Annotated in this window: 23 protein-coding genes; 14 read left to right on the forward strand and 9 right to left on the reverse strand. The window is 40.2% G+C overall.

Features of this window, described 5'->3' with window-relative positions; all coding sequences use genetic code 11:
- Positions 1-54: 54 nt before the first annotated feature.
- The 3 genes from lysA (at position 55) to PQ477_RS17030 (ending at position 2,769) form a co-directional block, all read left to right on the forward strand.
- Positions 55-1,386: a diaminopimelate decarboxylase gene (lysA, locus tag PQ477_RS17020; protein WP_035394039.1), complete on the forward strand. Its 1,332-nt coding sequence runs from the start codon at positions 55-57 to the stop codon at positions 1,384-1,386.
- A 66-nt stretch (positions 1,387-1,452) separates the two neighbouring features.
- Entirely contained in the window at positions 1,453-1,887 is a 435-nt protein-coding gene (locus PQ477_RS17025; protein ID WP_035394036.1) for a peptidylprolyl isomerase, read from the forward strand.
- Positions 1,888-2,031: 144 nt separating this feature from the next.
- On the forward strand, positions 2,032-2,769 hold the full coding sequence (locus PQ477_RS17030; RefSeq protein ID WP_274272533.1) for a hypothetical protein: 738 nt from the start codon (positions 2,032-2,034) through the stop codon (positions 2,767-2,769).
- A 144-nt stretch (positions 2,770-2,913) separates the two neighbouring features.
- On the opposite strand, the gene PQ477_RS17035 is transcribed toward PQ477_RS17030, so the two are convergent.
- A complete protein-coding gene (locus PQ477_RS17035; protein ID WP_274272534.1) occupies positions 2,914-3,765 on the reverse strand; it encodes a LysR family transcriptional regulator in 852 nt (283 codons plus the stop codon).
- A gap of 225 nt (positions 3,766-3,990) precedes the next feature.
- Here PQ477_RS17035 and mmgD point away from each other — a divergent pair, with 225 nt between their 5' ends.
- From mmgD to PQ477_RS17060, 5 genes are all read left to right on the forward strand, one after another.
- A complete protein-coding gene (mmgD, locus tag PQ477_RS17040; protein ID WP_144558828.1) occupies positions 3,991-5,106 on the forward strand; it encodes a citrate synthase in 1,116 nt (371 codons plus the stop codon).
- Positions 5,107-5,130: 24 nt separating this feature from the next.
- Positions 5,131-6,567 (forward strand): bifunctional 2-methylcitrate dehydratase/aconitate hydratase, encoded by a 1,437-nt coding sequence (locus tag PQ477_RS17045; RefSeq protein WP_274272535.1) that lies wholly within the window; start codon positions 5,131-5,133, stop codon positions 6,565-6,567.
- Between the two features lie 18 nt (positions 6,568-6,585).
- The gene (prpB, locus tag PQ477_RS17050) at positions 6,586-7,494 is read left to right on the forward strand and encodes a methylisocitrate lyase (protein WP_144558830.1); all 909 of its coding nucleotides are present in this window, start codon (positions 6,586-6,588) and stop codon (positions 7,492-7,494) included.
- Positions 7,495-7,556: 62 nt separating this feature from the next.
- On the forward strand, positions 7,557-8,462 hold the full coding sequence (locus PQ477_RS17055) for an NAD(P)-dependent oxidoreductase (protein ID WP_274272536.1): 906 nt from the start codon (positions 7,557-7,559) through the stop codon (positions 8,460-8,462).
- A complete protein-coding gene (locus tag PQ477_RS17060) occupies positions 8,459-9,916 on the forward strand; it encodes a CoA-acylating methylmalonate-semialdehyde dehydrogenase (protein ID WP_274272537.1) in 1,458 nt (485 codons plus the stop codon). The genes PQ477_RS17055 and PQ477_RS17060 overlap by 4 nt, the downstream gene beginning before the upstream one ends.
- A gap of 37 nt (positions 9,917-9,953) precedes the next feature.
- Here PQ477_RS17060 and PQ477_RS17065 read toward each other — a convergent pair whose 3' ends face one another.
- Together PQ477_RS17065 and PQ477_RS17070 are read right to left on the reverse strand one after the other, a co-directional pair.
- Positions 9,954-11,543: an ABC-F family ATP-binding cassette domain-containing protein gene (locus tag PQ477_RS17065; RefSeq protein WP_144558833.1), complete on the reverse strand. Its 1,590-nt coding sequence runs from the start codon at positions 11,541-11,543 to the stop codon at positions 9,954-9,956.
- A gap of 176 nt (positions 11,544-11,719) precedes the next feature.
- The gene (locus tag PQ477_RS17070) at positions 11,720-12,544 is read right to left on the reverse strand and encodes an aldo/keto reductase (RefSeq protein WP_274272538.1); all 825 of its coding nucleotides are present in this window, start codon (positions 12,542-12,544) and stop codon (positions 11,720-11,722) included.
- A 118-nt stretch (positions 12,545-12,662) separates the two neighbouring features.
- On the opposite strand from PQ477_RS17070, the gene PQ477_RS17075 reads away from it, so the two are divergent.
- The 3 genes from PQ477_RS17075 (at position 12,663) to PQ477_RS17085 (ending at position 14,709) form a co-directional block, all read left to right on the forward strand.
- Positions 12,663-13,763 (forward strand): PQQ-dependent sugar dehydrogenase, encoded by a 1,101-nt coding sequence (locus PQ477_RS17075; protein ID WP_060705037.1) that lies wholly within the window; start codon positions 12,663-12,665, stop codon positions 13,761-13,763.
- Between the two features lie 69 nt (positions 13,764-13,832).
- Positions 13,833-14,156: a bacillithiol system redox-active protein YtxJ gene (gene ytxJ / locus PQ477_RS17080; protein ID WP_274272539.1), complete on the forward strand. Its 324-nt coding sequence runs from the start codon at positions 13,833-13,835 to the stop codon at positions 14,154-14,156.
- Between the two features lie 331 nt (positions 14,157-14,487).
- Positions 14,488-14,709 (forward strand): hypothetical protein, encoded by a 222-nt coding sequence (locus tag PQ477_RS17085; protein ID WP_035394029.1) that lies wholly within the window; start codon positions 14,488-14,490, stop codon positions 14,707-14,709.
- Positions 14,710-14,868: 159 nt separating this feature from the next.
- Here the strand turns inward: PQ477_RS17085 and sda are convergent, their stop codons facing one another.
- From sda to PQ477_RS17110, 5 genes are all read right to left on the reverse strand, one after another.
- The gene (sda, locus tag PQ477_RS17090) at positions 14,869-15,009 is read right to left on the reverse strand and encodes a sporulation histidine kinase inhibitor Sda (protein WP_081762064.1); all 141 of its coding nucleotides are present in this window, start codon (positions 15,007-15,009) and stop codon (positions 14,869-14,871) included.
- Positions 15,010-15,120: 111 nt separating this feature from the next.
- On the reverse strand, positions 15,121-15,603 hold the full coding sequence (locus tag PQ477_RS17095) for a hypothetical protein (protein WP_035394027.1): 483 nt from the start codon (positions 15,601-15,603) through the stop codon (positions 15,121-15,123).
- Between the two features lie 129 nt (positions 15,604-15,732).
- Positions 15,733-16,569 (reverse strand): 5'-3' exonuclease, encoded by an 837-nt coding sequence (locus PQ477_RS17100; RefSeq protein WP_144558836.1) that lies wholly within the window; start codon positions 16,567-16,569, stop codon positions 15,733-15,735.
- On the reverse strand, positions 16,566-17,249 hold the full coding sequence (gene bshB2 / locus PQ477_RS17105; protein ID WP_060705034.1) for a bacillithiol biosynthesis deacetylase BshB2: 684 nt from the start codon (positions 17,247-17,249) through the stop codon (positions 16,566-16,568). Before bshB2 ends, PQ477_RS17100 begins: the two co-directional genes overlap by 4 nt.
- 22 nt (positions 17,250-17,271) lie before the next feature.
- On the reverse strand, positions 17,272-17,619 hold the full coding sequence (locus PQ477_RS17110) for a YojF family protein (protein WP_035394024.1): 348 nt from the start codon (positions 17,617-17,619) through the stop codon (positions 17,272-17,274).
- Between the two features lie 165 nt (positions 17,620-17,784).
- On the opposite strand from PQ477_RS17110, the gene ytvA reads away from it, so the two are divergent.
- Entirely contained in the window at positions 17,785-18,582 is a 798-nt protein-coding gene (gene ytvA, locus PQ477_RS17115; protein WP_144558838.1) for a YtvA family blue-light photoreceptor, read from the forward strand.
- On the forward strand, positions 18,575-19,324 hold the full coding sequence (locus PQ477_RS17120) for a S1 family peptidase (RefSeq protein ID WP_274272540.1): 750 nt from the start codon (positions 18,575-18,577) through the stop codon (positions 19,322-19,324). Before ytvA ends, PQ477_RS17120 begins: the two co-directional genes overlap by 8 nt.
- Here PQ477_RS17120 and PQ477_RS17125 read toward each other — a convergent pair.
- Entirely contained in the window at positions 19,318-19,725 is a 408-nt protein-coding gene (locus PQ477_RS17125; RefSeq protein WP_035394023.1) for a DUF2188 domain-containing protein, read from the reverse strand. The two genes, PQ477_RS17120 and PQ477_RS17125, sit on opposite strands and share 7 nt — an antisense overlap.
- 137 nt (positions 19,726-19,862) lie before the next feature.
- On the opposite strand from PQ477_RS17125, the gene PQ477_RS17130 reads away from it, so the two are divergent.
- The gene (locus PQ477_RS17130; RefSeq protein ID WP_274272541.1) at positions 19,863-21,008 is read left to right on the forward strand and encodes an acyl-CoA dehydrogenase family protein; all 1,146 of its coding nucleotides are present in this window, start codon (positions 19,863-19,865) and stop codon (positions 21,006-21,008) included.
- Positions 21,009-21,019: the final 11 nt, after the last annotated feature.

The raw sequence follows: 21,019 nt of genomic DNA on the forward strand, positions 1-21,019 counted from the left end.
TTATGGCTTCGCCTGAAGCTGCTTTTCTTTTGTTATTAAAGGAGTGAGAGTGGCGTGTATTTGCATGGAACAATGGAAATCAATGCAAGTGGACATTTAGAGATTGGTGGTGTAGATACCGTTGAGCTAGCTAACGTTTATCGTACCCCTCTATTTGTTTACGATGTTGCACTTATAAAAGAGAGAATGAATGCATTTAAAGACGCGTTTGAAAAGAAACAAGTAGCTTACCAAGTAGCTTATGCTAGTAAAGCATTTAGCACAGTAGGGATGTATCAACTGGCCCATTCAGCTGGTTTAAGTATTGATGTGGTATCTGGCGGTGAGTTATTTACTGCACTAAAAGCAGGTGTGCCGGCATCTACAATCCATTTTCACGGTAACAACAAGAGCATTGATGAATTGAAGATGGCCTTAGATGAACAGATTGGTTGTATTGTTGTCGATAATTTCTACGAATTAAAAACGATTCAGGCTTTAGCGGAACAACGTGGACAAACGGTTCCTGTCTTATTGAGACTAACACCAAATGTTGAGGCTCATACCCATGAATATATTACAACAGGTCAAGAGGATTCTAAATTTGGCTTCGATCTTGCAAGTGGTCAAGCTACAAAAGCGATCGGCATTAGCTTAGAAGATGAACATATTCACTTATTAGGCGTTCACAGTCACATTGGCTCACAGATTTTTGAAACAGACGGTTTTGTACTTGCAATAGAAAAAGTATTTGAAAATCTTGCACGATGGAAACAAACATTTAATTATGAGCCGGCCGTGCTCAACTTCGGTGGTGGGTTTGGCATTCGTTATGTGGATGGAGATACGCCACTTCATCCAAGTGTGTATGTAGAGAAAATCGTTGATGAAACGATAAAGCATACAACATTATTAGAAATGGACATGCCTGAGATTTGGATTGAGCCAGGTCGTTCCATCGTTGGGGATGCAGGTACAACCCTTTATACAATTGGTTCACAAAAAGATATTCCAAATGTGCGCCGCTACCTTTCCGTCGATGGAGGGATGGGTGATAACTTGCGACCTGCTTTATACGAAGCAAAGTATGAAGGGATGCTAGCGAATCGTGCAAATGACAAGCCAGAGGATACGTTCTCTGTTGCTGGGAAATGCTGTGAAAGCGGCGATATGTTAATTTGGGATTTGCCTTTACCTGATGTTACAGCAAACGACATATTAGCGATTTCGTGCACAGGTGCGTATGGCTATTCAATGGCAAATAACTACAATCGTATTCCTCGCCCGGCTATTGTGTTTGTTGAAGACGGTGAAGCGCAGCTTGTTGTCAAACGAGAAACCTATGAAGACTTAGTGAAGCTTGATTTACCTTATCAGCAAAAAGCAGTCGCACCATTTGAGAATTAATGACAATGTGTGTACAATAGATGAAGTGCGGAAGCGCAATTACGAGTAGTGAGAGGACGGATAAAGATGAAAAAAGGTAGCATCACGTTTGAAAACGGCGAAAAAATCGTTATCGATTTCTTTGAAAACGAGGCACCAGGAACAGTTGAAAACTTTGAAACACTAGCGAAAAAAGGTTTTTACGACGGACTAACATTCCACCGCGTTATTCCTGGTTTCGTTGCACAAGGCGGCGACCCGAACGGAAACGGTACAGGAGGTCCTGGCTACACAATCAAATGTGAAACGGCTGGTAACCCACATAAGCACGTAGCGGGTACATTATCTATGGCACACGCTGGTAAAGATACAGGCGGTAGCCAATTCTTTATCGTACATGAGCCACAACCACATCTTGACGGCGTTCATACTGTATTCGGACAAGTCGTTGAAGGTCTTGACAGCGTTTATCGCATTAACCAAGGCGACGTTATGCAAGAAGTGAAAGTTTGGGAAGAATAGAATAAACAAAAAAGTATGCATGAGTGAAAAGCTCTGCATGCTTTTTTGCATAGGAAGTTATGAAAATGAGCTTTGATTAATTATCAAGTTTTCAACATTAAGATTTGGGATTTAAAAGAGGAGTATACTCAAGGGGGGAGTAAGTTGTATAAAAATCTTTGTTTAGCAATGGTTCTACATGATCCTCATTCCTTTTTGTATGATGCTATAGTTGAAAATGAAACAAGATTACGAGATTCTAGGTATACAAATAAATATGTTGCGATTAGCAATGAAACGAACAAAAGTATAGTTGATTTACTATTAGCATTGGATTTTACAATTTATAGGGTTGAAAAACGTGGGGCTGGTAACGCAAGGAGAGACTTGTTGAAAAATCTTCCTAGAGTTAAGAATCGTTTTTATCATTATTGTGATTTCGACAGGTTTTTAACATGGATCAAGTATCATAGTGAGGAGTTAGATACACTGAATAGTTATGTTGAAACAAATCTTGATGATTATACAATTATAGGAAGGACATTAAAGGCATTTAATACTCACCCTCTTTCGTGGATAGAAACAGAAAAAATTAGTAATGAATTATTTTCAGATTATATTGGTTTTAATTGTGATGTAACGGCAGGTTCCAGTATTATAAACACAGCAATAATAGAATTGATAGTCAATTATTCTAATAGAAGAGTAACGGATGTTGAATGGCCACTTTTGTTAAAAGAATATAAAATTGGTTACTATTGTACCAACGGTTTAAGATTCACAGATTATAATAAAACGTTTGATGATCATTCTATAAACTCGTGGATCTCAAGGTTAGAACTCACAACTTCTATTGCCGTAACGATCAAAGAACTAGGTGAGGACTGTGAATCTAGTATTTAGCTTGCGTACTGAATTATGAATGCAAGCAATATTCTTTTATAAACAAGTACAGTGTTTCAGCTTCTTGCCACATGCAAAGCAATCAGACAGTGAAGGCCATTTAGTTGCACATGATTGAAGCTGAACAGTTTTTTAGGGTGTGAACTAATGAGAAAGTGATTTTTCATGAAGCAATGCTAAAAACGCTTTTACTTGCGGGAGAGAAGCGTTTTTTTCGTTATAATACGTCCATGTATCTCGTCGAAGTTCGTTCCCATTCATATGTAAGCGTGTAAAACGACATGTTGTATCGTCAAGGTCTTTTGTAGCGATTTCCGGTAAAATACAAGCGCCAATACCATTTAACATTAGTTGTTTGCAAGTCTCAATTTGATCAACTTTAATGGTTTGCTTCGGTAAAGGGAATGGTTCAGTGAGAAACCATTTATCTAATGTTGCATGGAAAGTAGCGTCGCTTTGGAATTCAATTAAGGTGTTCGTATCTTCATAATGCTTGTTTGCAACATAGTAGAGGTTTTCAGAGAATAATTTCTGTTTAACATCTTCTCCTTCAAGCTCTCCTCGTAAGATGCTTACGTGTACATTGTGTCGTTGAGCATACATAGCAGTGGTGAAGCCGGTTTGTAGGTCAATTTTCACTTGAGGGTACTGCTCCATATAGTTCTTTAAGAGTAGAGGGAGATAGTATTGAGCGATAACAGATGATACAGCGAGTGAAAGGGTACCACGAACATGACCTGTTAACGTATTCATTCGATTCATAAATTCTTTTTCTTCTTGAATACGTGTTTTTGCAAAAAGAATCACTTCTTCTCCTACTGGTGTGGGGATGAGTGATTTATGAGTACGTATAAAAAGCGCTTCACCCCATTTTTCTTCAATCTGTTTAAGTCGTTGACTCAATGCTGGTTGTGACAAGTACAGCTGTTTGGCAGCGCCTCGAATCGTGCCGGCAGCATCTAAAGCAACAATTAATTCGTCATCGTCAAGTCTCATTGCAATCATCCTTTTTACAAATCTATCTTTACATTGTAATCGTTCTCAATCTCTATCACAAGGTTGAATAGACAGAATAAATCAACATTGGCACCGATTACGAAATTATGGTAATCTAAAAAAGAAGTGAATTCACAGTATATGCTCTTGTAGGAATATGCTGAAATTTGTAAGCGCTTTATCTTTAGTATGCATGTTTTACACTACGAGTAACGGAGGGATGAAATGGCAATTGAACAAAGCTACTACCCTGGTCTTGATGGCGTTATTGCAGCAGAAACAGATTTATCATTTCTTGATACAGAACAAGGAGAAATCGTGATTCACGGATACGATTTAATTGAACTATCAAAATCACATGGATACTTAGACATTGTCCACTTGCTTTTGCAAGGCACGCTGCCTACGTCAACAGAACGAACGGACTTGGCAAAGCGACTAAGTGATTCGTACGATGTACCAGAAGTGATTCTTGATGTGTTTAAGCTCTTACCAGCTTCGACTCACCCAATGGATGCATTGCGCACAGGTATTTCCGTATTAGCAAGCTATGATCACGACTTGTTAAACCGAGATCCAGAAGTAAATCGAGAAAGAGGGTATCAGCTACTTGCGAAGTTACCAACCATCGTCGCAAATAGCTATCGCGTCCTAGAAGGAAAAGACGTTATGCGTCCAAAAGAATCTCTTTCTTATAGCGCGAATTTCTTGTATATGATTACTGGAAAAGAACCGACGGAACTTGAAGAACGGGTTTTTGATCAGTCACTCGTTCTATATTCTGAACATGAAATGCCGAATTCGACATTTACCGCTCGAGTGATTGCTTCTACATTATCGGATATGTATGGTGCATTAACAGGAGCAGTCGCGTCTCTAAAAGGGCATCTTCATGGTGGGGCAAATGAAGCTGTCATGTATATGCTTCTTGATGCGAATACCCCAGAAGAATTCGAAACACTCCTTACGAACAAGTTGAAGCAAAAAGAGAAAATTATGGGCTTCGGTCATCGGGTTTACATGAAAAAAATGGACCCTCGGGCTCAAATTATGAAAGAAGCATTGGCTGAGTTATCCGCTGCAGCAGGAGACGACCGTCTTTTGCGGATGTGCGAAGCAGGAGAAGCATTGATAGCGAAGGAAAAAGGGCTTTATCCGAACCTTGATTACTATGCAGCACCGGTTTATTGGATGCTTGGTATTCCAATTGGCCTATATACACCTATTTTTCTTTCATCCAGAACAGTTGGCTTGAGTGCCCATGTAATTGAACAACATGAGAACAATAAATTATTCCGCCCAAGAGTAAAATATACTGGACCAAGACATACAATCAAATAATAGTGACTATGGAGGGTTACGCTTATGTTAAAAACAGATACAAGAAAAACAGATCAATTGCTAGAGGATATTGCAGATTATGTCCTAGATAAAGAAATTACAAGTGAGGAAGCGCTAACGACAGCTGCTCATGTTCTTATTGATACTTTAGGTTGTGGGGTATTGGCACTTCGCTATCCTGAATGTGTGAAAATGCTAGGACCAGTAGTGCCAGGTACAACCGTTCCAAATGGCGTTAAAGTACCAGGAACTTCACATGTATTAGACCCAATTCGTGGTGCCTTTAATATTGGTACGATGATTCGTTGGCTTGATTACAACGACACGTGGCTCGCTGCTGAGTGGGGACACCCTTCAGATAATTTAGGCGGTATTTTAGCAACAGCAGACTATATCAGTCGTACAAATATTGCTGAAGGTAAAGAACCATTAACCGTTCGAGATGTATTAGTTGCGATGGTAAAAGCCCATGAAATTCAAGGGGTGCTCGCCTTAGATAATAGCTTTAACCGTGTCGGCTTAGATCACGTTTTACTTGTTAAAGTGGCTTCTACTGCTGTTGTTGCAGGGATGTTAGGAGGCACAAGAGAGGAAATCATTAATGCTGTTTCTCATGCGTGGATTGATAATGCAGCATTGCGAACGTATCGTCATGCACCGAATACAGGCTCAAGAAAATCATGGGCAGCTGGTGATGCAACTAGCCGAGGTGTATTTCTTGCAATGACGGCACTAAAAGGAGAAATGGGGTACAAAACAGCACTAACAGCTCCAGGATGGGGTTTTCAAGATGTCCTGTTCAATAAACAAGAATTAACGTTAGCAAGAGACCTTGATGCATATGTAATGGAAAATATTTTGTTTAAAGTATCGTATCCAGCAGAATTCCATGCTCAAACAGCTGCAGAATGTGCTGTTACTTTACACGAGTCCATTAAAGATCGTCTAGACGACATTGACCGAATTGAAGTGAGTACACATGAGTCAGCCATTCGGATCATTGATAAAAAGGGTCCTCTCTACAATCCAGCTGATCGTGATCATTGTTTACAGTACATTATTGCCATAGGGTTATTAAAAGGTGACATTGTTGCTGACGACTATGAAGAGGACATGGCGAATGATCCACGAGTGGATGGGTTAAGAGATCTAATGGTTGTTAGCGAAAACAAGCAGTATTCAAAAGATTATTTAGATCCGAACAAGCGCTCAATCGCCAATGCCATTCAGATTTTCTTTAAAGATGGATCATCGACAGATCAAATTGCAGTGGAGTATCCACTTGGTCATCGTTTTAGAAGAGAAGAAGCGGTTCCAGCAATCCAACAAAAATTTACAGACAATCTAGCAACTCATTATGCTAGTAAGCAGCATCAAGCGATTTTAGACATGACGAGTGATTACAAAGAGTTAGAAAAAGTCACAGTACCTGCATTTACAGACTTGTTTGCACAGGAATAAAGAAAGGAGCGTGTGAAGATGCCTTGGATTGTTGATCAACCATTGTCACAAAAAGAACTGGCACAACAGTTTCTTGAGCAAGTAAAGGAAAAGGGAATTTTGCAAATTCCCGGCGCTCATGACGCCATGGCAGGTTTAATGGCGAAACAAGCAGGTTTTACAAGTCTCTACCTTTCAGGTGCTGCCTTTACAGCAAGTCTTGGACTACCAGATCTCGGAATTGTGAATTCAAAAGAAGTAGCAGATCGGGCTAAAGAAATTATTCGTGCCACAAATCTACCTATTTTAGTCGACATTGATACGGGGTTTGGTGGTGTTTTGAATGTAGCTCGTACAGCGGTTGAGATGGTCGAAGCCGGTGTTGCAGCAGTACAAATGGAAGATCAAGATTTGCCGAAAAAATGTGGTCATTTAAACGGCAAGAAGCTTGTCACTACAGAGGAAATGGTACAAAAGATTGCGGCACTTAAAAAAGCAGCACCGTCACTCTTGCTCGTTGCGCGAACCGATGCAAGAGGCGTGGAAGGACTGGATGAAGCCATTGACCGGGCCAAAGCTTATGTAGAGGCTGGAGCAGATGCTATTTTCCCAGAAGCGCTTCAAGGAGAGGAAGAGTTTAGAGCGTTTGCGAGTGCAATTGAAGCACCGCTCCTTGCTAATATGACCGAGTTTGGTAAAACACCGTATTACCAAGCCGTTGAATTTGAAGATATGGGCTATGAGATGGTGATTTATCCAGTGACGTCATTGCGAGTCGCAGCAAAAGCATATGAGCGTGTTTTTCAAGATATACTAGAAAACGGTACGCAAAAAGCGAGTCTCGAGCATATGCAGAAACGAAGTGAGCTTTATGAAACCATCTCTTATCAAGATTTTGAAGACTTAGATCAATCGGTAGCAAAAACAGTGCTATCAAAACATCAATAAAACGCATCATCATGCCTGTACTTTTATCAAAGTGCAGGCTCTTCTCTAAAGGAGGGCTAACAGTGAAAATAGGATTTATTGGTCTTGGAAATATGGGAAAACCGATGTCTCTTAATCTGCTAGAATCTGGTTATGACGTAATAGGGTATGATGTAAATGAAAGCGCTTTACAAACGCTTGAAAAGAATGGCGGAAAAGCCGCTTTGACTATTGACGATGTTGTTGATTACGCTGAATTAATTTTTACAAGCCTACCTTCTTCTGAAACATGTGAAGATGTATACTTAGGGGAAAATGGGTTGATACGCAAAGTACCTACTGGACTTGTATTAGTTGATACGAGCACCGTTTCACCAGAGCTTGAACGTCGAATTGGTGAAGAAGCAGAAAAGCGAGACGTGTCCTTTCTCGGAGCACCTGTTAGTGGGGGTGTCGTTGGTGCAGAGAATCGTACGTTAACGTTTATGGTTGGTGGCCCAAAAGCACTGCTAGAAAGTGTTCACGCTCATTTGGCGATCCTTGGAAGCAATGTTTTTCACATAAGTGAACAATACGATAGTGGTACGAATGCAAAACTGATTAACAATTTATTAATTGGTTTCTATACAGCAGGAGTGGCAGAAGCGTTAAAACTAGCCGAAAAGAGTGGTCTGAACCTTGATTTTCTCTTTAATGTTCTGAATGTTTCGTATGGTCAAAGTCGTATTTATGAGCGAAACTATAAATCATTTATGGCGGACGACAATTACGAGCCTGGTTTTGCGTTAAAACTTTTAAATAAAGATTTGCGCTTTGCTATGGATTTAGCAAAAGAGCACGGTCTTGAGTTACCTATTAGTCAGGCACTTGTAGACTTATATGAGGATGCAGAAAAGTCCGGCCTTGGTGAGAAAGATATGTCGGTACTGTTTAAGCGTGTTGGAAATCAAACGATCACTTTTAAAGCAGAAGGGGTGTCAGAAGCATGACGACAACAGTGAAAACGGTAAAGAACTGGATTGATGGTAGCTGGGTAGAATCAAGAGCAACAACGCAAGAGACTGTACCGAATCCAGCGACAGGTGAGACCATTGCAACAGTACCACTTTCAACGGTAGAAGATGTTCATGATGCAGTGGTAGCGGCAAAACGTGCATATCAAGAGTGGAAGGTCGTTCCTGTTCCTGAACGAGCACGTTACATGTTCGTTTATTTAGAAAAATTAAAAGAACATCGAGAAGAATTAGCTCAACTTATAACGAAAGAAAATGGGAAGACAATTAAAGATGCACGTGGTGAAGTACAGCGGGGCATTGAATGTGTGGAACTTGCAACGTCTACACCGTCAATGATGATGGGGGATGCCCTTCCGAATATTGCAGGTGGAATTGACGGGTCGATTTGGCGTTATCCATTAGGGGTTGTAGCTGGAATTACGCCGTTTAATTTTCCAATGATGGTACCCTTATGGATGTTCCCATTAGCGATTGCTGCTGGTAATACGTTTGTTTTAAAAACGTCGGAACGAACGCCACTTTTAGCTGAGCGACTTGTTGAAATCATGCATGAAACGGGTTTACCAAATGGTGTTTTAAATTTAATTCATGGTGGAAAAGACGTCGTTAATGGTTTGCTTGAGCATCCAAATGTGGAAGCCGTTTCGTTTGTTGGTTCAGAACCTGTTGCAAGACACGTCTATCAAACAGGTACAGCAAATGGAAAGCGAGTCCAAGCGTTAGCAGGGGCAAAAAATCACGCTGTGGTTCTGGCGGATTGTGAAATGGAAAAAACTGTACAAGGTGTTATTGGCGCAGCATTTGCTTCGAGCGGCGAACGTTGCATGGCTTGCTCCGTTGTAGCGGTTGAAGAGTCGTGTGCTGACCAGTTTATGAGTGTATTAACACGTGAAACAGAAAAATTAACAGCTGGAAACGGTAGTAAGGATGAGCATTTTGTTGGTCCACTCATTCGTCAGAGTCATAAAGACCGAGTAGTCAGTTTCATTGAAAAAGGTGTAGAAGAAGGAGCAAACCTTGTTGTTGATGGGCGCGATCCAGTTGTTGAAGAGGATGGCTATTATCTTGGCGCAACGTTGTTTGACAACGTCACACCTGATATGACCATTTGGCAGGAAGAGCTCTTTGCGCCTGTTCTAAGTGTTGTTCGCGTAAAAGATTTAGACGAAGGCATTGCACTGACGAATCAATCTCGTTTCGCTAATGGTGCTGTTTTGTATACGTCAAGTGGGAGAGCGGCGCAGTATTTTAGGAATTCGATTGACGCTGGTATGATTGGCATCAATGTGAATGTACCTGCACCGATGGCGTTCTTTTCATTCGCTGGAAATAAAGCATCGTTTTTCGGAGACTTAGGGACCAATGGCAAAGACGGCATTCAGTTTTACACGCGGAAAAAAGTCGTAACGGAACGTTGGTTTAATTAACACAAAAAAAGAGTGGTCGATTTTCGACCACTCTTTTTTATTTAACAGCTGTTTTTAAATAATCTTCATAGGAATCTTTATCAATAATGCCATCACTCGTTAGCTCAATCACACGATTTGAGATCGTACGAATAAACTGTTGGTCATGAGAGCTAAAGATCATTGAACCTTTAAAGTTAATAAGTCCATTATTCAGTGCAGTAATGGATTCAAGGTCAAGGTGGTTCGTTGGCTCGTCTAATAATAAGACGTTAGCACCGCTTAACATCATTTTTGACAGCATACAACGGACTTTTTCTCCACCAGAAAGAACACTTGCATTCTTCAGTACTTCTTCACCAGAGAACAGCATCCGACCTAAGAAGCCCCGTAGGAATGATTCGCTGTCGTCTTCAGGTGAGAATTGGCGTAACCAGTCAACAAGATTGAGGTCACAGCCTTCAAAGAATTCTGCGTTATCTTTCGGGAAATACGATTGACTCGTTGTAATGCCCCACTTGAACGATCCGCTATCGGCTTCTAATTCCCCTGTCAAAATTTTAAATAGCGTTGTTTTCGCAAGGTCATTTGAACCAACTAAAGCAATTTTATCGTCTTTGCTCATGCGGAACGAAATATTGTTTAACACTTTTTCCCCATCAATTGTTTTCGTTAAACCTTCAACTAACAACAAATCATTCCCGATTTCACGATCAGGGGTGAAATGAATATATGGGTATTTACGAGATGAAGGTTTGATGTCATCAAGCGTAATTTTTTCTAGCTGTTTTTTACGAGAAGTGGCTTGCTTTGATTTCGACGCGTTCGCACTAAAGCGAGCTACGAAACTTTCAAGCTCTTTAATCTTCTCTTCTTTTTTCTTATTTTGGTCTTGCGCCATTTTTAACGCTAATTGACTAGATTCATACCAGAAATCATAGTTTCCAACGTAAAGCTGAATTTTTCCAAAGTCAAGGTCTGCAATGTGAGTACAAACATTATTTAAGAAATGACGATCGTGAGATACAACAATGACCGTATTTTCAAAGTTAATTAAGAAGTCTTCTAGCCATTGAATGGCTTTTAAGTCAAGACCATTTGTCGGTTCGTCTAAAAGTAGAACGTCAGGTTGACCAAACAACGCTTGTGCAAGCAACACTTTTACTTTCTCTGACTCAGATAGTTCGGCAAGTGTTTTATAATGAGCGTCTTCGCCAATTCCGAGCCCTTTTAAAAGAACAGCAGCATCCGATTCTGCTTCCCAACCGTTTAGTTCAGCAAATTCTCCTTCAAGTTCGGCTGCTTTCATGCCGTCTTCATCAGAAAAATCTTCTTTCATATAAATCGCGTCTTTTTCTTGCATCACTTGGTAGAGACGAGCGTGACCCATAATAACTGTTTGCAGTACTTGCTCATTTTCATATTCAAAGTGATTTTGTTTTAACACAGCCATACGGGATCCTGGTTTCATTGAAACATGACCTTGCTGCGAATCGATTTCTCCAGACAGGATTTTTAGAAAAGTCGATTTACCAGCACCATTTGCGCCAATTAATCCGTAACAGTTACCAGGGTTAAATTGTATATTTACGTCTTCAAATAGTTTACGTCCGCCAAACTGTAAACCGACGTTAGAAACAGTAATCATCGTGTAACCTCCTAAGAGTCGTAACAAATGTTCGATTTTTAATCCACTCTCTAGTTTACCTCCAAAGTGTAGAGGTGTAAACGGCAAAAGATAAATTCTTTCACTAAATTGGGTTTTTACTTGCTTACAACAAAAAAACGCTCGTCCGCATTCTGCGTTAACGAGCGTCTGTTTCATTAGCGAGCGTGCATATCGTTTGGATCTGCACCTCGACGTTGATTCCGGTCAAGCTGATTGACTGCGTTCATTTGTTCATCCGTAAGCTCAAAATCAAATACATTAAAATTCTCTTCAATTCGACTTGGTGTTACGGACTTCGGAATGACAATGGTTTCCCGTTGAAGGTGCCATCGTAATACTACCTGAGCTGGAGTTTTTTGATGTGCTTCCGCTATGTGCACGATTACGTCATCCTGCAATAGTTCTTGTCCCTGGTCAAGAGGGCTCCAGGCTTCCACATAAATATTATGCTTTTCACAAAAAGCTCTTAGCTCATTTTGAGCTAGGTACGGATGACACTCAACTTGGTTCAGAACTGGAGGAACATCACATTCATTTAATAAGCGCTCTAAATGCTCAATATGAAAATTACAGACACCGATGGCGCGAACACGACCATCTTTGTATAGTTTTTCTAATGCTTTGTACGTATCAATGTATTGATCAAAATCTGGTGTTGGCCAGTGGACTAAATACAAATCTACATAGTCAAGGCCGAGTTTATTCATGCTCGTTTCAAATGCAGCGAGGGTTTGGTCATACCCTTGATCGGAATTCCAAACTTTTGTTGTGATAAAGAGTTTTTCTCGGTCAATAGTCGACTCTGCAATGGCTTTGCCGACGCCTGTTTCGTTTTGATAAATCATCGCAGTATCAATTGATGTATAGCCAATTTCAAGTGCTTTTGAAACGGCTGGTTGTGCCTCTTCATCTTTCACTTTCCATACACCAAATCCAAGTTGCGGCATTTCGACGCCATTGTTTAATGTAACCATTTTCATTTTTATCACTCCTTTTTCAACTTGATTATACGCTATATGGACGTGTATGGAAAAGCAGAAGGTTTTAACAAAGTGAAAATCGTTTATACAAAGGATAGAATGGATGGAGGTGTGTCAAATGAAAAAGATCATGATGACACTTGGAGGAAGTTTTCTCTTAGTGGCATGCAATACAGTAGACGATGAAGAAATGACTGACATAACAGGTGATGCCTCAGATGATGACGGTGTGAGTGAAACCGTTGTAGAAGTTGAAGAGACGGCAATGGCAGAAAATCTTCAAAGTCCATGGGCCATCGTGAAGGATGAAGATCGCTTCTTTATTCCTAAACGAGAGGGGACCATTTATCGAATAGACGAAAATGAAGAGATTACGGAAGAAACCGTACAATTAAATGAAGATGTTATTCAGGAAGCGGAGTCTGGTTTGCTTGGTATGGTGTTAGATCCTGATTTTACCTCGAATGGCTACGCGTACGCGTATCATTCTTATGAAGGCGCTGACACAGCGATTGAGAACCGAATTGTACGACTGGAATGGAATGAAGCTGATAATGAGTGGACAGAAAATGCGGTCTTGTTAGAAGGGATTCCTGGTGCGCCAACACATAATGGGGGTAGGCTAGCGATTGGACCCGATGGGTATTTATATGCAACAACAGGTGATGCGGAAGAAGTCGATTTGGCACAGGACCAAGAGAGCTTGGCAGGGTCTATTTTACGTATGGAATTAGATGGTGCTATTCCTGAAGACAATCCATTCGATGGTTCACTTGTGTATTCATACGGTCATCGAAATCCGCAAGGACTAACATGGTTACATGATGGGACGATGTATAGTTCAGAACACGGAGCATCTGGTCATGATGAAATCAATGTTATTGAAGCCGGCAATAATTACGGTTGGCCTGTGATTGAAGGCGATGAAGAAGAGGAAGGGATGGAGACACCTATTATTCATTCAGGTCAAGATACGTGGGCACCTTCAGGCATCACGACTTATGATGATGTGATTTATATGGCAGGTCTAAGAGGGGAAGCTGTTTATTTGTTTAACCCTGACGAACCAAGTGAATTGACAGAATATGTATCAGATTATGGGCGTGTTCGAGATGTTGTTATTGAAGGAAATGATCTTTACTTTATAACGAATAATACTGACGGTAGAGGAAATCCAGAAAGTGAAGATGATCGTCTCATTCACATGGAATTAAATTAATCGATTGGCTTAAATCGTTTTGAGCGCATATGTTACACTATAAATGAGAAGAATAAATGAGGTGATAACGTGGAAGAGTTAAAATCAGTTCAGGATTGGGATAAATTTCAAGGAAAAGCAACTGAACAAACTGTATTAGTCTTTAAACATAGCACACAGTGCCCTATCAGTGCAGAGGCATTTGAAGAATTTCAAACATTCACAAGCGAAAACCCAACTTTTGAAACCGCATATGTGAAAGTGATCGAATCGCGACCTGTTTCGAACCAAATTGCAGAGGATTTAAACACTACTCATAAATCTCCCCAGCTTTTTGTGTTAAAGAATGGCCAAGTTCATTGGACTGAATCCCACTGGAACATTAAGAATAAGGCGATTGCAGAACAAGTCTGACGGAAAACGAACGATTTTGCGCTTGCGCTATCGTTCGTTTTTTTGTTTTGCTTGTTGGTCTTGCTTAAAAATGCAGCGATATGTAAATAAAACAAGTAGTATAACGAGAATGGACGCGCTACGCTGTATGATTTCAAACCAAGTCAATGTCATCACCTCATATGGTTACTATTTACAACGTTTCTACTGTTTATACGTGAATTGCCTAAAAAAGAAGTTTCCCCTTTAGCGAAAAAGCAACTAGTGCATTACTCTATTTTTATAGTCTTCAGGCAAACAAACAAGAATGTCGTGCAGGCATTGCATAACGTAGAAGCATGGAGGTGATTCTGTGAATCTAGCAGTTTATGCGTTAAGCTTGTTTGTATCAATCTTAGTCGGTTTAACAAGCGTATTTGGAGCAGTATTTTCGCTGCTTTCTGGACTTGGAAGTGCTTATTTTTTATCGTGGCTAGGTGTAGCTGCTTTTTCTTTTCTAGTGATTTACGTCATTGAATTGAGTGCGCGTGTAGCAGCCATTGAAGCAAGGCTTGAAGAAGAGGAAGAGGAGTAAAGACTAATAAGTTGTAACTTATATACTAAATGGGCGGTATCCCTATAAAAGATCTACAAGTTTACCGCCTATTTAGCTTTACTTATGTATTTTATAGGGGATGTCTAAACAGTCCTTTTTAAATCGAAATATAAAAAACTAGTAAGTCTATTAATAAAATTACCTATTTAATTCGTTCATATGTATATCGCGTCTCATTAACTCTTGTTCTAGGATAGCAAGAAAATCTTCTTCTAGTTGATTTTGCTTTGCTTTCTTATACGCCTCTAGTAGTACTGAATCAGACAATTGTTCAATCATTCGTAACGCTCCTTCTACATATAAATCGTTTCTATAACGTTCCCGTACCCATATTAAAATAGATATAAACAAAAAAAATACGACAAAAACCTAGCTTACTTAAAAACTAGGTTAGTCACCGTACCATTGAATTTTGCCGTTTTTTTCCTCTTTATTAAGCGTAATATAGAAAGAATGCTTTTGATAGAAATGAGTAAGCCGGTCGACGTGACCCCAATCGCGCTGAACAATACGTCCCTGAATATCGCAATTCTCTTTCCATGCTATCTCTTTAAGATAGTTCATACAAATCGACCCGTAGCCTCTACAAGGTTCTCCTTTTATGTCGTCAATAAAAAGCGTGTTTGCTTCTTTGTATTCCGCTTCTAGAACGAAATCCCACTTTCCATCATATGGCTGACTACAATCATTGATCATCACTTGAAAAGAATCATTGTGATAAGATTTTGAGACAATGACCCATTCTTCTTCATCCACTTGCTCAATTCCAATAACTTCCTTCTTTTCTTCTTTTGCTATTTCTTTTACATGTTGTTGCATACGAATTAATTGAATATCTCGTTTATCTGCCTTTGGTAGAGTAGAAACGGACATCTAAACACTCCTTCTCGTCCTTAGGAAATCCGTCATCCATTATAGAAGAATCGAAAGTGGTTTGCAATGGAAATGAATTGAAGAAAAACTCAATGCCGAACACGGGGTGTGGCATTGAGTTTAAGCGTTTTATGGAAGACTGACTTGAGGACGCTCTAATGAAGAAATGGCTGGTAGCGACTCAATGTCGCACTTAATGGCTGAAAGCTCTTTTGATAGCAGTGTCATGTCTTTCCCTGCTGCTAGCTTTTTCTTTACACGATTGAAGCGGGGATCAAGATCATCTAGTTGGTGAAACAACAGATCAAGCGTGGTGTATGCTTGGATAAGCGGTAAAGCGGTTTTCTCACCTACACCGGGGCAACCAGGTATATTATCACTTGGATCACCAAGCAAGGCTTTAACATCAACCCATTGTTCAGGTTCAACTGCATACGTTTGGGTAAATCGTTCGTAATTCATCACAATATCTTGTTTTTTGGCGGCAATGATTTGAGATACTTGTTTATTTATCAATTGAAACAAGTCTTTATCATTCGAATAAATGTAAGCAGGCGCTTCGGGTGCTTCTTCTCCCCATTTTTTGCTAATACTCCCCATTAGATCATCTGCTTCGTAGGGTGAAAGTGTTAGTTGGGCAATTGATAGGGACTCAAGCTCTTTCTTTACCAATTCATATTGCTGAATTAACGGTTCTGGTAATTCATTTCTTGTTTGTTTGTAAGGTGGGTATAGCTGACGCCTAAAGGTATCTTCTCGCGGTATATCCCACGTTACAACACAATGAGAAGCATTGTATTGACTGAGTAATGAATGTACCTTTCTTAGAAAGACATTCAACCCATTAACAGGAATACCGTTTTCGTTTTTTTCTAATGATTCGACAGGACGATTATAACTTGTCGCAAAATAGGCTCGGCTTAGTAAATTAAACCCATCTATAATGAGTAAGCACTTATCTGTCATGAAGAATGCTCCGCTTTAAGTGGGTAGGTCCAGAATCGCTCAATGGTTAAACGTTCTACCGCCTCTTTATTTCCTTCGTGATAGGCCTTTTCTAAACTTGGCAACGTCCAAGCGAGCTGTGAAGCATGGGCTCGCAATGTATCAAGCTTTATTTGAGCGTAGGGACGGACGTCATTTAAAATATCCGGTTTTCCAATCGCTTCCTCATGTCCATTTGAAAAGGCAATGGCATGAAACGTCGGCCGGTCTTTTTCAGGCAACGATTCTAACGCCTCAACAACCGCTTCCCCAGTGGCATCGTGGTCAGGATGAACTGCATAGCCAGGATAAAACGAAATAATAAGGGATGGCTTTAATTCAGTGATTAAGTCTAGAATATCTTGTTTGACTTTACCGGGTGCTTCGAATTCAATCGTTTTGTCACGATAGCCGAGCATTCTTAAATCGGAAATGCCCATCTCTATCGCGGCTTGTTGCAATTCTTGTTTACGAATGTCAGGCAATGATTCTCTTGTTGTAAAAGGTGGATTTCCTAAATTGCGTCCCATTTCTCCTAAAGTAAGACATGCATAGGTGACAGGGATGTCATGTCGAATGTAGTTGACAATTGTTCCAGATACGCCGAATGCTTCATCATCAGGATGAGGAAAAACGACGAGTACATGGCTTTGTTTGTTCATATTAGTTCACTCCTAATGAATTTTAGCGAAAAGGGGTTTTCGATAGCTCCATGGCAATAGCTAATTTCCCGTCTGGTCCATGACCAGCAAGTAAAAGTCTGCCTTCTTCATCAAGCTCAAAATGAGTCAAACCCTCTCCATAAACCCAACCAATATCGAGTTTTAAGCCGACACGATAGGGGCCATCACCGGCAATTTTTCCGTTTTCGTACGTGATTTTCGCATTCCGAATATACGCGCTTGCTGAAAAGAAAGATTCATCAAAGTGAGAAGCATAAGCACCATTTGTTGTTTCTAGGTGTAAGTAAACCTCTTGTGTTGCAAATTCGTTTATATGCAGTTGGACGGTTTCTTTATTTATTCGTTCCATAAGTAGCCTCCATAGTAAAGTAACAGCGACATGCTATCGTTCATTATAATAGCAACAGTCTTTTGCTTCAATGAAGGTGACTTAAAAGCCGTTAAATAAATGTTATAAAAAGAATTTCATGTTGAGAAATGGTATACTATTCGTAACGTATGCGTTGTAGGAGGCATGAAGAACATGTTGGAAGAGGTTGCTAAGCAAGCGGAACTATTAGTGAAAGTTTTAGACTATACACGAGTAGGCATTTTAATTACAGATCCAGATCTTAAAGACAATCCAATTGTCTATGTAAGTGAGGGTTTTACGAAAATGACAGGTTATGAAGTCGAAGAAGTCTTAGGGACAAACTGTCGTTTCTTGCAAGGTGAGGAAACAGATCGTAATAAGATTGATTTACTTCGAGAGGCGATAAAAGAAAGAAAACCAGTCTTGATTGAAATAGCCAATTATACGAAAGACGGAACGTTATTTTGGAATGAACTAACGATTGACCCTGTTTATATAGAAGACCAAGACAAGCTTTATTTTGTAGGTGTGCAAAGGGATATTACGGAACAAGTCATGGCAAAGAAAGAATATGAGCGTTCCGTACAACGCATTCAATCCATTTCAACGCCGATTGTTCCTTTATTGGATGGATTAGCAGTACTGCCTCTTATCGGAGAGATGAATAAAGAGCGGTTTGATCTTATGTTTGATACGGTCACACAAGAAACCGTGCGTTTAGGTATAAAAAAGCTTGTCATTGATTTATCTGGCCTAACGCACTATGATGCATTTGTTGTAGAAGGGATTTTTCAGTTAAGAGATGTTCTAAAGCTTATTGGAGCTGAACTTGTTTTATGTGGTATGGCACCTGGGCTTGCCATTCAATCGGTTCTCAAGGGAGGAAACCAATTGGAAACAATTCAAACAGCTAGTTCGGTTAAGCAAATTTTAAAAGAAGCGTTTGAGCGATTTGAGTAACGACTCACATAACTATGAGGAAGAGCCACCGTTAAGTGACTTCTTAGAGGATGAACCTAAGAAAGAAAAGAAAGGAAGAAGACGTTTTTTTCGAATAATTGCTTTGGTAGTAGCTTTAGCATTATTTGTTCAGACGGTATCCTTTTTATTTGAGCATTATTCTTTAAACGCATGGCACTATATACGGGAAAGCGAATCATTGTTTAATGATGAGGCAATTGAAGCTTGGCAAAGCAGTGTCGTCGTCGTTGAAACAAACACTGGACACGGGACCGGTTTCTTTGTGAGTGAGGAGGGTGACGTGTTAACCAATCATCACGTTAGTGACGAGCAAGGTCCCTTGTGGATTGTAACAGCCGACGGAAAAAGATATGAAGCGGAATCGATAAAACACGACATTGAAAAGGACCTTGCTCTACTGCGTGTAGACGCTGAAAATCAATTGTTTCAACCGTTAAAGCTCGCTGAACCAACTTCCTTTTTACATGAAAATGTTATTGTTATTGGTCATCCTCAAACCCACTCCTTTATTGCAAATGAAGGGGAAGTGTCTGAAGAAGTAGGAGATTACCAACGATTGTCGATTACAAACGATGTGTATCCTGGACACAGCGGCTCGCCAGTCCTTTCTCAAGAAGGAGAAGTCATTGGCATTATATATGCCCGCTCGCTAGAGGAGAGAACCCGTGGAGAGGGACTTGCTGTTCCAATCCAACAAGTCCAAGCGTTCCTTTATCATTGAAATGTAACGTCAGTTCCTTTATTTTCAGCAATGTCTTTTGCGCGTTGAACAGCTTCTTTTTTCGTCTTATACACGTGGCTAGGTTTTTGTGCACCTTCCGCTTGAACGGCCCAGCCATCGTCTCTTTTTTTAACAAGCTGATTGCGTTCATTTAACGTTGGAGAGGATTGTTTTTCCCTGTTTTTTGATGGTTTCATTTGACCATGTTTGTAAAACTGATCAACATCCTCCTTAGGTGTATCCTCGTACCAGCTTTTTGCCTGCGAAATCGCAATTGGAATCGCATCTTTTTCTTCATAACCGTCATCTAGCATGGCATTCCCAATTTCGATCGCTTTTTTCTTTATTGGTGCTTTCAACTGTTTTAAAGCAGGTGGGTATTGTTTCATGTCCCAAGGCATCTTGCTTCACACTCCTTTTTAATGTTCATAGCCGAGGATGGATTAGGTAAAACAATTCTATCATTTTTTTCATTTAACATTAGTTGAAAGTCAACAGAATGTAGTTGCGAATAAAGTAGAAAAGGAGTGGCACAGGAGTGGATTTATTAAAAACGTCGTCAGCAAATGAAAGAGAGGAACGATTGCTGAAGCACATAAAACCGTTTAATAAAATAGGGGCACAACATGATCGAAAGCAAACGGTACCTATTGAAAACATACAAGTTTTGCGAGACTGCGGCTATGCTGCTTTAGCAGTGGAGAAGGAATTTGGTGGCTTGGAAGTACCGCTTTCGGAATGGCTTCGCCTACAAGAGCTTATCGCTAGAGAAGATGGTCCGACTGCTTTGAGCATTGGCTGGCATATGGGAACCATGTATCAAGAAGCGCAAGAGAAAAACTGGCCTAAAATCCATCGTCAGCACGTGCTTAAAGCTGTTGTAAACAATGGCCTTTTACTAAATACCGCAGCCACTGAAAAAGCTACAGGAAGTCCAACGAGAGGTGGCGTTTTTCAAACATCAGCTAAAAAAACGTCTGAAGGCTGGCTGATTAACGGAGAAAAAACGTTCTACACTCTTGCCGAACATCTTGATTATTACCTTGTGCTTGCGACAATTGAAGAAGATGGATCAACAGGCGTATTTCTAATAAAAAAAGGCACAGAGGGCGTAACGATCAACCCAACTTGGGATATGGTTGCAATGGGCTCAACAGGAAGTCATGACCTTGTATTGGATCAAGTCATATTACAAGAAGATGCGCTTTTAAAAGTCCAAGTACGAAAGGAACTGCCTCAAGCGTGGCTTTTGCACATTCCCGCATGTTACTTAGGAATTGGTTACGCAGCAATTCAAGAAGCCGCTACGTACGCCCGTAAGTATGCACCGAATAGTATAGGAAAACCGATTGCGACGATTCCGACTGTTCGCCAACGACTAGGCGAAGCGATGCTGCTTTATCAGCAAAGTCAAAGCATTCTCTATGGTGTTTCAAAACAATGGGATGAAGCATCTATAGACGAACGTAAAACAATGCATTTGTCGTTTATGATGACAAAGCATAGTGTTGTCCAACATGCAATTAACATGGTGGATCTTTCAATGAAAGTAGTGGGGGCACAAAGTCTAGCACATGCTTCACCTTTATCAAGGTATTATCGCAATGTTCGTGCTGGCTTACACAATCCACCAATGGACGATCAAACGGTTGAGTTTGCCGCAAAGACAGTATTAAACGAATAAAAGGAGAATTT

Source organism: Shouchella hunanensis (genome assembly GCF_028735875.1).
GTDB classification, from domain to species: domain Bacteria; phylum Bacillota; class Bacilli; order Bacillales; family Bacillaceae_D; genus Shouchella; species Shouchella hunanensis.